The sequence below is a fragment of the Stenotrophomonas sp. ATs4 genome (assembly GCF_051861585.1).
In the GTDB taxonomy this organism is placed as follows: domain Bacteria; phylum Pseudomonadota; class Gammaproteobacteria; order Xanthomonadales; family Xanthomonadaceae; genus Stenotrophomonas; species Stenotrophomonas maltophilia_AS.
Genome location: NZ_JBLYPK010000006.1, coordinates 180,343 through 194,117 on the forward strand (window position 1 = coordinate 180,343; position 13,775 = coordinate 194,117).

Consider the following 13,775-nt stretch of genomic DNA (forward strand, 5'->3'; position numbering starts at 1 on the left):
GTCCTCATTGCGCCGTCGCGGCGCGTACCGTCCGTGACGATAGCGGATCGGCTTTCAGGCCGAACAGGGGGCGCAGCCAGCGCGTGCGCCGGATCAGCAGTTCGTGGATCAGCAGGCAGCCGCCGACGGTACCGCCCAGCAGCAGCACCGGTTCCAACCATGGGCCCAGCTGCAGCGGCTTGAGCCAGAACAACAGCACGATGATCAGGCTCTGGTGCAGCATGTACCAGGGATAGATCGCCTCGGTGCAGTACGGCAGCCAGCCGAACGGGCGGTCGAGGAAGACCTTGCCCCAGCCGAGGATGGTCAGCAGCGCGGTCCAGACGTACAGCGACTGGCTGGTCCGGACCTGCAGGTCCCAGAACGGTTCGGGCCATTGCCGCAGCGAGGAATCAGCCGGCAGTACCTGGCCAAGGATGCGCAACCCGAGATACCAGCCGACCGCGGCCAGCGCCAGCCACAGCGTGGTGCGACGCAGGGCGACTACGCGTTGCCAGAACATCGGCTCGCGACCGAGCAGGTAGCCTGCCAGGAACACCGTTGCGTACTTTGCGTGCTGGTACCAGTCGCCAAGCAGGGCATTGGTGGACGGATAGATGGGCTCCAGCCAGATCACCCAGGCCAGCAAGAGGGCGAAAGGAATGCCGATCAACAGTGTTGGCGATGCTGCAACGCCTGCCATTGCCCGGCGGACCACTGCCGTTCCCAGCAACGGCATCAACAGGGCCAGTGCCAGCGTGTAGTTCCACAGATAGGCCAGGTACCACAGGTGGTTCCAGGTGATGCCGTACTGCCAGCCGGCGAAGCTGTCTTCCGGCCACGGCCGCACCTGCCAGTAGCGCAGCAGGAAGTGGCCGAAGCCCGGTGCCACATGGCCGTTGGCCACGCCTTCGCAATAGGGCTGGATCGGTACGATCACGAACATGCCGAACAGCAGCGGCAGCAGCAGCCGCCACGTGCGCAGGCCGGCAAAGCGCAGCAGCCTGCCTTCCGGCCGCATCAGGGCGATGGCAATACCCGAGATCAGGAACAGCAGCGACATCCGCCAGCGGTTGACGAACACCATCGGCCATTGCAGCCATTCGGCGGTATGCGCGCTCTTGAGGTGGAAGCCCCAGTCGTCCACGTAGGCCATTGCGGTGTGGTAGAGGATCAGCAGGGCAAAGGCAAACACCCGCAGGGCGTCGATGTCGTGGCGTCGGGTCATGGTCGGGCCAGGCCGGGAAGTTGTGCCAAGGTGGTGGCGTCGAGCATATGGGGCGACCACCAGGGGCCAACCGGGGCCCGCGCAGTGACCAATGGCGGGCGTGGCGTGACCAATGGAGCGGCTACCCTCGGCCCCTTGAGGCAGGCTGGAGCACCGTAACGACATGGATGCAGCAATGACTCAGGGCCGACCGCCGCGTTGGCGCACTTCAACCCGCCTGCTGCTATGGGCGGCGATCCTGACGGCCTCGGCGGTGACCAATGCGTTGGTCGAGGTGATGGATGCCAGTCGCCGCGGCGCTGATCTCGGACTGTGGGAGCCGATGATCTGGGAGTTCAGCAGCCTCAGTCTGATCCTGTTGATCCTCCCGCTGCTGTGGTGGGGCTGCGAGCGCTGGCCGTTGCATGCCGACACCTGGAGGCAGCGGTTGCCGTTGTACCTTCTGGCCAGTGTGGGCTGGTCACTGCTGCATGTGGTGGGGATGATGCTGGTGCGGCATCTGGCCTATGCGTCGCTGGGCTACCGGTACCAGGACGATGCCGGCTGGCTGGAGCGTTTTGCCTACGAATACCTGAAGGATGTGCGCACGTTCGCGATGTTCGTGGCGCTTGAGCACTTTGCCAGCTGGTTCGGCAGGCGCAGGCAGGGTGAGGCGAGTCTGCTGGCCGAGCCCGATGTCGGCCCGCCGGTGGAGCCGGTCGAGCGCCCGCAGCACTTCCTGGTGCGCAAGCTGGGCAAGGAGTTCCTGGTCGCCACTGCAGACGTGGAGTACGCCCAGGCGGCGGGGAATTACGTGAACCTGCGGGTACGCGGCCACGACTACCCGCTGCGGATCACCATGGCGGTGCTGGAGCAGCGGCTGGATCCGGCAGTGTTCCTGCGCCCGCACCGCAGCTGGCTGATCCACCGTGGCCAGTTGCGCTCGATCGAGCCGCTGGACGGTGGGGAGGCCCTGCTGCACATGGCCGACGGGGCGAAGGTGCCGTGCAGCCGGCGCCAGCTGCCGCTGCTGCGGCAGGCGCTGGGGGCAGGGTGAGGCCCTCATTCCGGGCATCCCCGGCCTGCGGTATCATTAGCAGTCATCTTTTGAATGCATAACCGCCGACATGATCGAACTGAATCCTGTCCGCCAGCGCATCGCCGATCTGACCGATCGCGTGTTGTCGCTCCGGGGGTATCTTTGACTACGACGCCAAGAAAGAGCGTCTTGAAGAAGTAACGCGGGAGCTGGAAAGCCCCGACGTCTGGAACAACGCCGAGTACGCCCAGAACCTGGGGCGTGAGCGCTCGACCCTGGAAAAGACCGTGGGCGGCATCGCTGCGGTGCTGGAAGGGCTGGCCGACGCCACCGAACTGCTGGAGCTGGCCGAGTCCGAACAGGACGAGGACACCGTGGAGGCCGTAGTGGCCGACCTGGACAAGCACCAGGCGCACGTGGAGAAGCTGGAGTTCCAGCGCATGTTCTCCGGGCAGATGGACACCGCCCCGGCGTTCGTCGACATCCAGGCCGGTGCCGGTGGTACCGAAGCCCAGGACTGGGCCGAGATCCTGCTGCGCATGTACCTGCGCTGGTGTGAATCGCGCGGCTGGAAGACCGAGCTGATGGAAGTCTCCGGTGGCGACGTCGCCGGCATCAAGTCGGCCACGCTGCGCGTGGAAGGCGACTATGCCTATGGCTGGCTGAAGACCGAGACTGGCGTGCACCGCCTGGTGCGCAAGTCGCCGTTCGACTCGGACAATCGCCGCCACACCAGCTTCACCTCGGTGTTCGTGTCGCCGGAAGTGGACAACAACATCGAAATCGACATCAACCCGGCCGATCTGCGCACCGACGTGTATCGCTCGTCCGGTGCCGGTGGCCAGCACGTCAACAAGACCGAGTCGGCGGTGCGTATCACCCACATCCCGACCAACACGGTCGTGGCCTGCCAGACCGGCCGCAGCCAGCACCAGAACCGCGACAACGCGATGAAGATGCTGGCCGCCAAGCTGTACGAGCTGGAGATCCAGAAGCGCAACGCCGAAAAGGACGCCGTGGAAGCCACCAAGTCCGACATCGGCTGGGGCAGCCAGATCCGCAACTACGTGCTCGACCAGAGCCGTATCAAGGATCTGCGCACCGGCATCGAACGTTCCGATACGCAGAAGGTGCTCGACGGCGACCTGGACGAGTTCGTCGAAGCCAGCCTGAAGGCCGGCCTTGCGGTGGGCTCCAAGCGCGTCGATGCCTGATCGACGCACCTGCGCGGATATCATCGCCTTCCGCAACGGAGGGCGATGATGCGCAGCGAAAGTGAACGCAAGGAACTTGGTGGCTTTCTCAAGGCCTGCCGCGCCCGTGTCGATCCCACCACGCTCGGCTTGCCAGCCGGGCGTCGACGCACCCCCGGGCTGAAGCGCGAGGAAGTGGCGCTGGCGATCGGGGTCAGTGTCAGCTGGTACACCTGGATCGAGCAGGGCCGTGAAGTGCGCGCCTCGCCCGAGGTGCTTGAGCGCCTGGCGCAGGTACTGCGCATGAGCGACGACGAACGCGCCTATGCGTTCGCGCTATCTGGTTATGGCGTGCCGCTGGAGTCACCGGACGAGAGCGTGACCGACGGCCTGCGCCAGCTGGTGGACGCGATGCAACCCATCCCGGCGTACGTGCGCAACACCCGTTTCGACATCCTGGCCTGGAACCCGGCCATCGCCGAGCTGTTCGTGGACTACAGCCAGTTGGCCCCGCATGAGCGCAATACGCTGCGGCTGATGTTCCTGTACCCACCGTACCGCACGCTGATCCTCAACTGGGAAGAAATGACCCGCGGTTTGCTGGCAGGCTTCCGCGCGGCGATGGCGCAGGCGCCGGACAAGGCCCCGTTCCTGGCGCTGGTGGAAGACATCGCCGCGCACAGCGAAGAGTTCCGCCAGTGGTGGCCGGAGCACGATGTGCGTCGGTTCGATGAAGGGGCGAAGAAGCTGAACCACCCCACGCGCGGGCTGCTGGACCTGCAGTACGTGGCGCTGGTGCCGGAGAGCCGGCATGACCTTTCCCTGGTGACCTACCTGCCGCGGAAGTAGGTTGGTCGGCAGGGCTGCGCCCTGCACCCGCAGAGGCCGAAGCAACAGCAACAGCAACAGCGGGCTATCCGTGGAATGGTGGGGCGGTGTGGGCTGGCAGGACACGCCGTAAACCCATCCATGGGGGCTCGATGGCGCCATCCATGGCGCCAACGGTCCTGCCAACCCACACCGCCCCGCCTCTGACAGTTTCCCGCGGCTGTTGGTAGGTGTCGACCTTGGTCGACACATCTGTCAGATATCGAATGAATCATCCACGCACGGCGTGGATCTACTGTGTCGACCAAGGTCGACACTCACCAGGGCAATACGCCGTTCCGACAGATCGCGGCCAACTGTCGAAGGCGGGGTGGGTCCGGTTGAGGGGGCGTGAGCCGCATGGATGCGGCGACCGAGCTTACATGGACGTACTTGCAGCGTCCCCCTCAACCGGACCCGCCCCGCCAACCCACGGAATGCCAGTTTCTGCCGTTGACGTTGCTCTGGCTTCGGTGGGTGCAGGGCGCAGCCTTGCCAAGAGCTCCCATTCAGACAGGTAAGTCCAGGTCACAGGATAAGCAGACGCCTTGTTGTGCCCGCGGATCGGGTCCACATTCCTGTGCAGGAGACGGGCCACCGCCCGTTGTCGAGACAACAGGAGCCCTGCATGTCCGCTGCCCCCAGCACTGCCATTTCCCGCGATCCGGCCACCGGCCAGCAGATCGCCAGCCATCCCTTCGCCACCGACGCCGAGCTGGAAACAATCCTCGACCGCGGTCAGGTTGGCTTTGCGGCCTGGAGCGCCAAGAGCCTCGAACAGCGCGCAGACGTACTGCGTGCGATGGCCGCGGTACTGCGCCGTGACCGTGAAAAGCTGGCCGCGCTGGCCACTGCCGAAATGGGCAAGGTCCAGGCCGAATCGCTGGCCGAAATCGAGAAATGCGCCGTGCTGTGCGACTGGTACGCCGACAACGGTGCCCAGTTCCTGCGCGACGAACCGACCCAGGTGCCCGACGACAAGGCCTACGTGTCCTACCTGCCGCTGGGTGTGGTGCTGGGCATCATGCCGTGGAATTTCCCGTACTGGCAGGTGATGCGCGCGGCAGTGCCGATCCTGATGGGCGGCAACGGCTTCCTGCTGAAGCCGGCCGAGAACATCGTCGGTACCGCGCAGCTGCTCGACGCCGCCTGGCGCGACGCCGGGTTGCCGGAAGGTACCTTCATCGCCGCCAACATCAGCCGCGACGGCACCAGCCGCGCGATTGCCGATGACCGCATCGCCGCTGTGACCCTGACCGGCAGTGTGGCGGCCGGCCGCAGCATTGCCGCCCAGGCCGGGCAGGCGCTGAAGAAGGTAGTGCTGGAGCTTGGCGGCTCGGATCCGTTCATCGTGCTGGCCGACGCCGACCTCGATGCTGCCGTCGATGCCGCCGTGACCTCGCGTTTCCAGAACACCGGGCAGGTCTGCATCGCCGGCAAGCGCATCATTGTTGAAGACGCGGTGTACGACCGCTTCGTGGCGCAGTTCTGCCAGAAGGTGCAGGCGCTGACCATCGGTGATGGCCGTGAAGCGGGAAATCGCATTGGTCCGATGGCACGTCAGGACCTGCTGGAACAGCTCGACGCGCAGGTACGCGCCTCAGTGGACGCGGGCGCGAAGCTGCTGGTCGGTGGCCATCAACTGGATCGCCCGGGTGCGTTCTACGCCCCCACCGTGCTGGCGGACGTGGAGCCGGGGATGCAGGCCTTCGATACCGAAACGTTTGGTCCGGTGGCCTCGATCAGCCGCGCCCGTGATGCCGATCATGCGGTGGAGCTGGCCAACCAGAGCGAATTCGGCCTCAGCGGCAACCTGTGGACCGGCGACCGCGCCCGTGCGATGCAGCTGGCGCGCCGGCTGCAGACCGGTGGCGTCTTCGTCAACGGTTTCTCCGCTTCGGACCCGCGCGTGCCGATCGGCGGCGTGAAGAAGAGCGGCTTCGGCCGTGAGCTCTCGCACTTCGGCATCCGCGAATTCGTCAACGCGCAGACGGTGTGGTTCGACAAGCGTTGACGCCCAGCTTCCATCCTTCCTGCAACGATCCACCATCAGTCCAGCGAAAAGGACGGCATTCCAATGTCAAAGGGTTCAGATCTGCTTGTCGCCGCGCTTGAGAACGAAGGCGTCGAGCGCATTTTCGGTATTCCCGGCGAAGAAAACCTCGACGTGGTCGAGTCGCTGCGCCATTCCAGCATCGAGCTGGTCATCACCCGTCACGAGCAGGCGGCCGTGTTCATGGCGGCCACCTATGGCCGCCTGACCGGCAAACCCGGCGTGTGCCTGGCCACGCTTGGCCCGGGCGCGCTCAACTTCACCACCGGCGCCGCCTATGCGCTGCTCGGTGCATGGCCGGTCATCATGATCACCGGCCAGAAGGGCATCGTGGCCAGCAAGCAGGCACGCTTCCAGATCGTCGACATCGTCAGCACGATGAAGCCGCTGACCAAGCAGGCGCGGCAGATCGTCTCGGCGCGTACCATCCCGACCATCGTCCGCGAGGCGTTCCGCACTGCGCTGGAAGAGCGGCCCGGTCCGGTGCTGCTGGAGCTGCCCGAGGACATCGCGGCTGATGAGGTCGGGGACGTGGCACTGATTCCGCCACACGCGGTGGACCGCCCCATTGCCAGCCCGGAGGCGCTGGACCGCGCGGCGGAGATCATCCGCAATGCCAAGCGGCCATTGCTGATGATCGCCTCGGCGGCGTCGCGGCCGCAGTCCAGCGAAGCGCTGTCGGCGTTCGTGCTGCGTGCCGGTATTCCGTTCTTCACCACGCAGATGGGCAAGGGCGCGGTGGCCGGCGGCTCAGGCCTGTACATGGGCACCGCGGCGCTCACCGAGCGCGACTACGTGCACATGGCCATCGACCAGGCCGACGTGATCGTGACCATCGGCCACGAGGTCACCGAGAAGCCGCCGTTCGTGATGCGTCCGGGCGGGCCGACCGTGATCCATATCGGCTACTCGCAGGCAGCGGTGGAGCAGGTGTATTTCCCGCAGGTGGAAGTGATCGGCGATATCGGCCGCGCGCTGACCCAGCTGGCCGACCGCATCGAAGGCGCGGTCCCGAATGCCGATGCGCTGCTGCCGCTGCGCGCGACGATTCTCGAGCATCTGGCCGATCGTGCTGAAGAGGCCGGGTTCACCCCGCAGCGGCTGGTGCACGACGTGCGCCAGGTGATGCCGCCGGATGGCATCGTGGCGCTGGACAATGGCATGTACAAGATCTGGTTCGCCCGCAACTACCGCACCCAGGTGGCCAATACGCTGCTGCTGGACAACGCGCTGGCGACCATGGGTGCAGGCCTGCCGTCGGCGATCATGGCTTCGATCCTGTACCCGCAACGGCGGGTGCTGGCGGTCTGTGGCGACGGCGGCTTCATGATGAACAGCCAGGAGCTGGAGACCGCGCGCCGGCTGGGCCTGAGCCTGGTGGTGCTGATCCTCAACGACGGTGCTTACGGGATGATCCGCTGGAAGCAGGCGGTGGATGGTTTCACCGACTACGGCATGACGTTCAGCAACCCGGATTTCGTGAAGTACGCCGAGGCCTATGGCTGCAAGGGACATGAGGTGACGGCCATCGAGCAGTTCATCCCGACGCTGGAGGCGGCGTTCAACGAGGGTGGGGTGCACCTGGTGTCGGTGCCGATTGATTACTCGGAGAACCAGCGGGTGCTGGTGGAAGAGCTGCGGCAGGCGTTCCCCGGGAACGCCTGAGGCTTACCCCGCGCTTGCTCCGGTAGGTGTCGACCTTGGTCGACACGGGGGCCGCCAACCCAGGTTGGCGGCTACCGGGGCGAGGGTCGGCCCAGGGCTGGGGCAGGGCGGTTTTGGTATGCTGGGCAACCGGCTGCGCCGGGCGCAACATCCCCCCTCACTACACGATTCCCGCAGATCCATGAGCGAAGCTACCGATACCCCCCCCGTCGACGAAAACAAGTTGATCGCCGAGCGCCGTGAGAAACTCAAAGCGCTGCGTGGGCAGGGCATCGCGTATCCGAACGACTTCCGTCGCGAGGACTTCGCTGGCCGCCTGCAGGAAGCGTTCGCCGACGCCGAAACCTGGACCGCCGAGGCGCTGGAAGGTAACGGCCGCCAGGTGAAGATGGCGGGCCGCCTGATGGCCAAGCGCATCATGGGCAAGGCCAGTTTCGCGCAGATCCAGGACGAGTCCGGCCGCATCCAGCTGTTCCTGCAGGGCACGGTGCTGGGCGATGCCTACACCGCCTTCAAGGGCTGGGACGTGGGCGACATCATCGCCGTCGAAGGCGGCCTGACCCGGACCAAGACCGGCGAGCTGTCGGTCAAGGCCGAATCGATCCGCCTGCTGACCAAGTCGCTGCGCCCGCTGCCGGACAAGTGGCACGGCCTGGCCGACGTCGAGCAGCGTTACCGCCAGCGTTACGTCGACCTGATCGTGACCCCGGAATCGCGTGCGGTGTTCATCAAGCGCTCGAAGATCATCCGCGCCATGCGCGCATGGCTGGACAACCGCGACTTCCTCGAAGTCGAAACGCCGATGATGCATTACATCCCCGGCGGCGCGGCGGCCAAGCCGTTCACCACCCACCACAACGCGCTGGACCTGGACCTGTACCTGCGCGTGGCGCCGGAGCTGTACCTCAAGCGCCTGACCGTGGGTGGCCTGGAGCGCGTGTACGAGATCAACCGCAACTTCCGCAATGAAGGCGTCAGCACCCGCCACAACCCGGAATTCACCATGATGGAGCTGTACGAGGCCTATGCCACGTACAACGAGGTCATGGACCTGACCGAAGGCGTCATCCGTGACGTGGCCACGACCGTCAACGGTGGCACCGAGGTCGAGTGGGACGGTGCGAAGATCGACCTGGGCCCGGCGTTCCGCCGCTGGCGCATGGACGAGGCCGTGCGCCACCACAATCCGGAGATCTCCGCCGCGGACTGCACCGACCGTGACGCGCTGCTGCGCCATTGCGAGCGCTTGAAGATCCGCGTCAAGCCGTCTTACGGCTGGGGCAAGCTGCTGCTCGAGATCTTCGAGGCCACCGTCGAGCACACCCTGATCCAGCCGACCTTCATCACCGACCATCCGGTGGAGGTCTCGCCGCTGGCCCGTGCCAACGACAACGATCCGGGCTATACCGACCGCTTCGAACTCTTCGTCAACGGCAAGGAGCTGGCCAATGGCTTCTCCGAGCTGAATGATCCGGAAGACCAGGCCCAGCGTTTCCAGGCCCAGGTGGCGGCGAAGGAAGGCGGCGATGACGAGGCGATGCACTATGACGCCGACTACATCCGTGCGCTGGAGTACGGCATGGCCCCGACCGGCGGCCTCGGCATCGGCGTTGACCGCCTGGTGATGCTGCTGACCGGCAGCAGCTCGATCCGTGACGTGCTGCTGTTCCCGTACATGCGTCCGGAGCAGTAAGTCGTCTTTTTGACTCCCGTTTGTGCGCGCCGTCGCGAAATGAGACGGCGCGATTGACGCCTCCCGCACTCGGCGTATCGTTAATGCACTACCTTGACGTCTGTTATGGCTTGATCGGCGCCAGGGGGAGTGCGCACTGTGGAGAGTCCGCTTCACAATGTGATGACGATCATGAACCGGGACGCATGACACGGGAGTCAGGCCGATGCAGGGTGCGAGCGTTCGCAGCGGCAGGGTATCCTCGCCTGCTGATGATCCAGCATGGTCGAGAAACCAGGCAGAGTACGCGTTGAACATCGTCATTGTTGACGACCAGACGTCCGCCCGGACGATGCTGCGTCACGTCATCGAAGATATCGCGCCGGAACTGAGCGTGTATGACTTCGGTGATCCGCTGACCGCATTGGCCTGGTGCGAGGCGCATCCGGTCGACCTGCTGCTGCTCGATTACCGCATGCCGGAGATGGACGGGCTGGAGTTCGCCCGCCGTTTCCGTCGCCTGCCCAAGCACCGCGACATTCCCGTGATCTTGATCACCGTGGTCGGCGACGAGCCGATCCGGCAGGCCGCGCTGGAAGCGGGTGTCATCGACTTCCTGGTCAAGCCGATCCGCCCGCGCGAGCTGCGGGCGCGCTGCTACAACCTGCTGCAGCTGCGCCAGCAGACCGAGAACGTGAAGCAACGCGCGCTGTCGCTGGAGCAGCGCTTGCTGGCCAGCATGCACGAGGTCGAGGAGCGTGAGCGCGAGACCCTGTCGCGATTGGCCCGGGCGATCGAGTTCCGTGATGCGGGCACCAGTGCCTATCTGGAGCGCATGGCGCGCGTGGCCGGCCTGATTGCCGAGCAGCTGGGCCTGCCCGAAGACGACGTGCGCCTGATCGAGATGGCCGCGCCCCTGCACGACATGGGCAAGATCGCCATTCCCGATGCCGTTCTGCTCAAGCAGGGCAAGCTCAACGATGAAGAGTTGGCGATCATGCGCCGCCACCCCCGGATCGGCCATGAGCTGCTCAGTGGCAGCCAGAACCGTTTCATCCAGGTCGGTGCGCTGATCGCGCTGCGCCACCACGAGCGCTATGACGGCAGTGGCTACCCCGATGGCCTGGTCGGTGAGGCGATTCCGCTGGAAGCGCGCATCGTCGCCGTGGCCGATGTTTTCGACGCGCTGATTTCGCCCCGTCCGTACAAGGAAGCATGGACCATGGAAGCCACACTGGCCTATCTGTATGCCCAGCGTGGCCGACTGTTCGACCCGCGCTGCGTGGATGCGCTGATGCGGGGTCACCAGCAGCTGATGGACATCTGCGCCCAGCACTCGACGGCATCGACGCGACCGGGTGGGTGACGTGCAGGACCTGTTCGCACGCGTGAGGCGCCGGTTGGCGCAGCGTCCGGATTCGGAGCACGGCCAGGCAATCGTGCGGGTGGTGCTGATCTCGCTGATCCTGGTCTATGTGCTGCTGTCCGGCGCCCGCCTGCACCGGCTGGAGCAGTACCAGGGCGTGCTGGCAACCGTGTTGACCGGGTTGGGGCTTTCGCTGCTGCTGTTCGGTTGGCTGCTGTGGAAGCCGGAGCGCTCTGATCCGCGCCGGGTTGCCGGGATGCTGGCCGATTACGGTTTGATCGCCATCGGCATGATCCAGATGGGGGAGCCGCTGGCCTGGGTGTATGCGGTGGTGATGTGGGTGACGGTCGGCAACGGCCTGCGGTTCGGCCCGCGCTACCTGGCTGCGGCCATCGTGTTGGCGATGGCCAGTTTCGGTACGACCGTGCTGATGACCCCTTACTGGCAGGCCAACCTGGGCCTGGCCTTTTCCCTGTGGTTGGGGCTGCTGGCGGTGCCGTTGTGCTGCTCCTCCCTGCTGCGCCGAAGGATGCGACATCCGACCATGGATACGACCCCCGCCGCTGTCTCCCATAACCGCTCGTTGCTTGCCCGCTTCAGGCAGCGCCTGTCGGGCCGCGAGGACAGCGAACACGCGCAGAACCTGATCCGCATCGTCATCACTGCGCTGTTCATCAGCTACCTGGGCTGGCGCTCGCTGAGCGGCGGTGGCGAAGCGCTGACCACGACCTGGCTGATCCTCGCCTTCGAGCTGACCATTTCCGCTGGCCTGCTGGCGGCGATCCTGGTCAATCCAGGCATTTCGCACGTGCGCCGGGTGATCGGCATGCTGACCGATTACACCTGCATGGCCTGGATCATGACCATCCAGGGCGAGCCGGCGGCGCCGCTGTATGCGGTGATGCTGTGGGTGACCATCGGCAACGGCATGCGCTATGGCAGTACCTACCTGCGCGTGGCCACGGCCATGGGCTGCCTGGCCTTCCTGTGCACGGTGATGCTGTCGCCCTACTGGCGCGGGCACGACTACCTGGGTTGGGGCCTGCTGCTGGGCCTGGGCGCGATTCCGCTGTACTTCGATTCGCTGCTGCATGCATTGACCCGCGCGGTGGCCGAAGCGCGCCAGGCCAACGAGGCCAAGAGCCGTTTCCTGGCCAACATGAGCCACGAGTTCCGCACGCCGCTCAATGGCCTGGCGGGCATGACCGAAGTGCTCGCGACCACCCGCCTGGACGATGAGCAGCGCGAGTGCCTGAACACCATCCAGGCGTCCACCCGCAGCCTGCTGGCGCTGGTGGAAGAGGTGCTGGACATCTCCGCGATCGAGGCGGGCAAGGTGCGTGTGGAATGGCATGAGTTCGCGCTGGCCGACGTGCTGCAGGCGATCAACCTGATCCTGACCCCGCAGACCCGCTCCAAGTCGCTGGACTACCGGGTGCACGTGGACGACAACGTGCCGCCGCGCTTGCTTGGCGATGCCGGCCATCTGCAGCAGATCCTGCTCAACCTGATGGGCAACGCGGTCAAGTTCACCGACAGCGGTTACGTGCATCTGCGTGTGTCCAGCCTTGATGTATCCGGCAGCGAGCGCGCGCGCCTGCGCTTCGAGATCGTCGACAGCGGCATCGGGGTGCCGGTGGCGCTGCGGGGCCGCCTGTTCAATGCGTTCGAGCAGGGCGATGTCGGCCTGGCCCGTCGTCATGAAGGCACCGGTCTGGGCACCGCCATTGCCAAGGGCCTGGTCGAGTCGATGGGCGGGCAGGTCGGCTATGCGCCGAACACCCCGCGCGGCAGCGTGTTCTGGGTCGAGATCACGCTGGACGTGGCCGACGCATCAACGGCCCCGGCGGCTCCGTCCGAGGTGACTGAAGCCGGCAACGTCATCGCCTTTTCAAACCCGTTCCTGCGCCATCGGGCACGCGTGCGCAGCCTGCGCGTGCTGGTGGCTGACGACCACGAGGCCAACCGCATGGTGCTGCAGCGCCTGCTGGAGAAGGCCGGCCACAAGGTCACCTGTGTCAATGGTGGCGCCGAAGTGTTGGATGCGCTGGAGCAGGCCAGCTACGACGCGGCCATCGTCGACCTGCACATGCCGGGCATGAGCGGCCTGGATCTGCTCAAGCAGCTGCGGGTGATGCAGGCCAGCGGCATGCCCTATGTGCCGGTAATGGTCCTCAGCGCCGATGTCACTCCCGATTCGATCCTGCGCTGCGAACAGGCCGGCGCACGTGCCTTCTTGGCCAAGCCGGTGGTGGCGACCCGGTTGCTGGAAGTATTGGCCGATGTTGCTGCCAACACCCGACCCGAATCCGGCATCCAGTCGGTGCCTGCGCTGCCGGTGGGTGATGGCGTGCTGGATACGGCGGTGCTGGATGAGCTGGCGTCGCTGGGCATGGGCGATGGCTTCGAGCGCAAGTTCATCGACCAGTGCCTGGTGGATGTTGATGCGAGCATGGGCCAGTTGCAGGCCTGCGGCTCACGCCAGTCCTGGGAGGACTTCCGTGAGCACGCCCACGCCCTGCGCGGGGTGGCGAGCAACCTGGGGTTGGTCCAGGTTGCTGCCTCCAGTGGCGAGATCATGCGCATGGCGGACTGGCAGTTGAAGGGCGAGTGGGTGACCCGCCTCGGCAGTCTTGCCACCGCCCTGCGCCTCGGCAGGAATGCACTGGCCGCCCGCAGCGCGGATATCGCGCGCCGTGACGACAGCGAGCGCAGCCCGTCCTGAACCGCCGCG

At 65.7% G+C, this 13,775-nt stretch carries 9 protein-coding genes; 8 read left to right on the forward strand and 1 reads right to left on the reverse strand.

Going from position 1 to position 13,775, the window contains the following annotated elements; all coding sequences use genetic code 11:
• Positions 1–4: 4 nt before the first annotated feature.
• Positions 5–1,207, reverse strand: coding sequence for an acyltransferase family protein (locus ABR323_RS12585; RefSeq protein WP_439449567.1), 1,203 nt, complete (start codon positions 1,205–1,207; stop codon positions 5–7).
• A 175-nt stretch (positions 1,208–1,382) separates the two neighbouring features.
• On the opposite strand from ABR323_RS12585, the gene ABR323_RS12590 reads away from it, so the two are divergent.
• The 8 genes from ABR323_RS12590 to ABR323_RS12625 all read left to right on the forward strand — a co-directional run bounded on the left by ABR323_RS12590 (position 1,383) and on the right by ABR323_RS12625 (position 13,766).
• Positions 1,383–2,243 (forward strand): LytTR family DNA-binding domain-containing protein, encoded by an 861-nt coding sequence (locus ABR323_RS12590; protein ID WP_439449568.1) that lies wholly within the window; start codon positions 1,383–1,385, stop codon positions 2,241–2,243.
• A gap of 70 nt (positions 2,244–2,313) precedes the next feature.
• Positions 2,314–3,439 (forward strand): peptide chain release factor 2 gene (gene prfB, locus ABR323_RS12595; protein WP_439449569.1). Its coding sequence is split into 2 segments (ribosomal slippage): positions 2,314–2,388 and positions 2,390–3,439, totalling 1,125 coding nucleotides; the frame shifts between segments, so codons are not numbered across the junction.
• Positions 3,440–3,484: 45 nt separating this feature from the next.
• A complete protein-coding gene (locus tag ABR323_RS12600) occupies positions 3,485–4,267 on the forward strand; it encodes a helix-turn-helix transcriptional regulator (RefSeq protein WP_053510376.1) in 783 nt (260 codons plus the stop codon).
• A gap of 646 nt (positions 4,268–4,913) precedes the next feature.
• Complete coding sequence (locus ABR323_RS12605; RefSeq protein ID WP_439449570.1) at positions 4,914–6,299, forward strand: NAD-dependent succinate-semialdehyde dehydrogenase; 1,386 nt, start codon at positions 4,914–4,916, stop codon at positions 6,297–6,299.
• A 63-nt stretch (positions 6,300–6,362) separates the two neighbouring features.
• A complete protein-coding gene (locus ABR323_RS12610; RefSeq protein WP_439449571.1) occupies positions 6,363–8,003 on the forward strand; it encodes an acetolactate synthase large subunit in 1,641 nt (546 codons plus the stop codon).
• A 181-nt stretch (positions 8,004–8,184) separates the two neighbouring features.
• Positions 8,185–9,696, forward strand: coding sequence for a lysine--tRNA ligase (gene lysS, locus ABR323_RS12615; protein ID WP_439449572.1), 1,512 nt, complete (start codon positions 8,185–8,187; stop codon positions 9,694–9,696).
• Between the two features lie 205 nt (positions 9,697–9,901).
• On the forward strand, positions 9,902–11,041 hold the full coding sequence (locus tag ABR323_RS12620; protein WP_006364528.1) for a response regulator: 1,140 nt from the start codon (positions 9,902–9,904) through the stop codon (positions 11,039–11,041).
• Positions 11,034–13,766: a response regulator gene (locus ABR323_RS12625; RefSeq protein WP_439449573.1), complete on the forward strand. Its 2,733-nt coding sequence runs from the start codon at positions 11,034–11,036 to the stop codon at positions 13,764–13,766. Before ABR323_RS12620 ends, ABR323_RS12625 begins: the two co-directional genes overlap by 8 nt.
• Positions 13,767–13,775 lie beyond the last annotated feature (9 nt).

Excerpts from the sequence above, each read along its gene's own strand:
- lysS (WP_439449572.1), top strand. The coding sequence starts at position 8,185 with ATGAGCGAAGCTACCGATACCCCCCCCGTCGACGAAAACAAGTTGATC.
- ABR323_RS12590 (WP_439449568.1), top strand. The coding sequence starts at position 1,383 with ATGACTCAGGGCCGACCGCCGCGTTGGCGCACTTCAACCCGCCTGCTG.
- ABR323_RS12585 (WP_439449567.1), bottom strand. The coding sequence starts at position 1,207 with ATGACCCGACGCCACGACATCGACGCCCTGCGGGTGTTTGCCTTTGCC.
- ABR323_RS12610 (WP_439449571.1), top strand. The coding sequence starts at position 6,363 with ATGTCAAAGGGTTCAGATCTGCTTGTCGCCGCGCTTGAGAACGAAGGC.
- ABR323_RS12600 (WP_053510376.1), top strand. The coding sequence starts at position 3,485 with ATGATGCGCAGCGAAAGTGAACGCAAGGAACTTGGTGGCTTTCTCAAG.
- ABR323_RS12620 (WP_006364528.1), top strand. The coding sequence starts at position 9,902 with ATGCAGGGTGCGAGCGTTCGCAGCGGCAGGGTATCCTCGCCTGCTGAT.
- ABR323_RS12605 (WP_439449570.1), top strand. The coding sequence starts at position 4,914 with ATGTCCGCTGCCCCCAGCACTGCCATTTCCCGCGATCCGGCCACCGGC.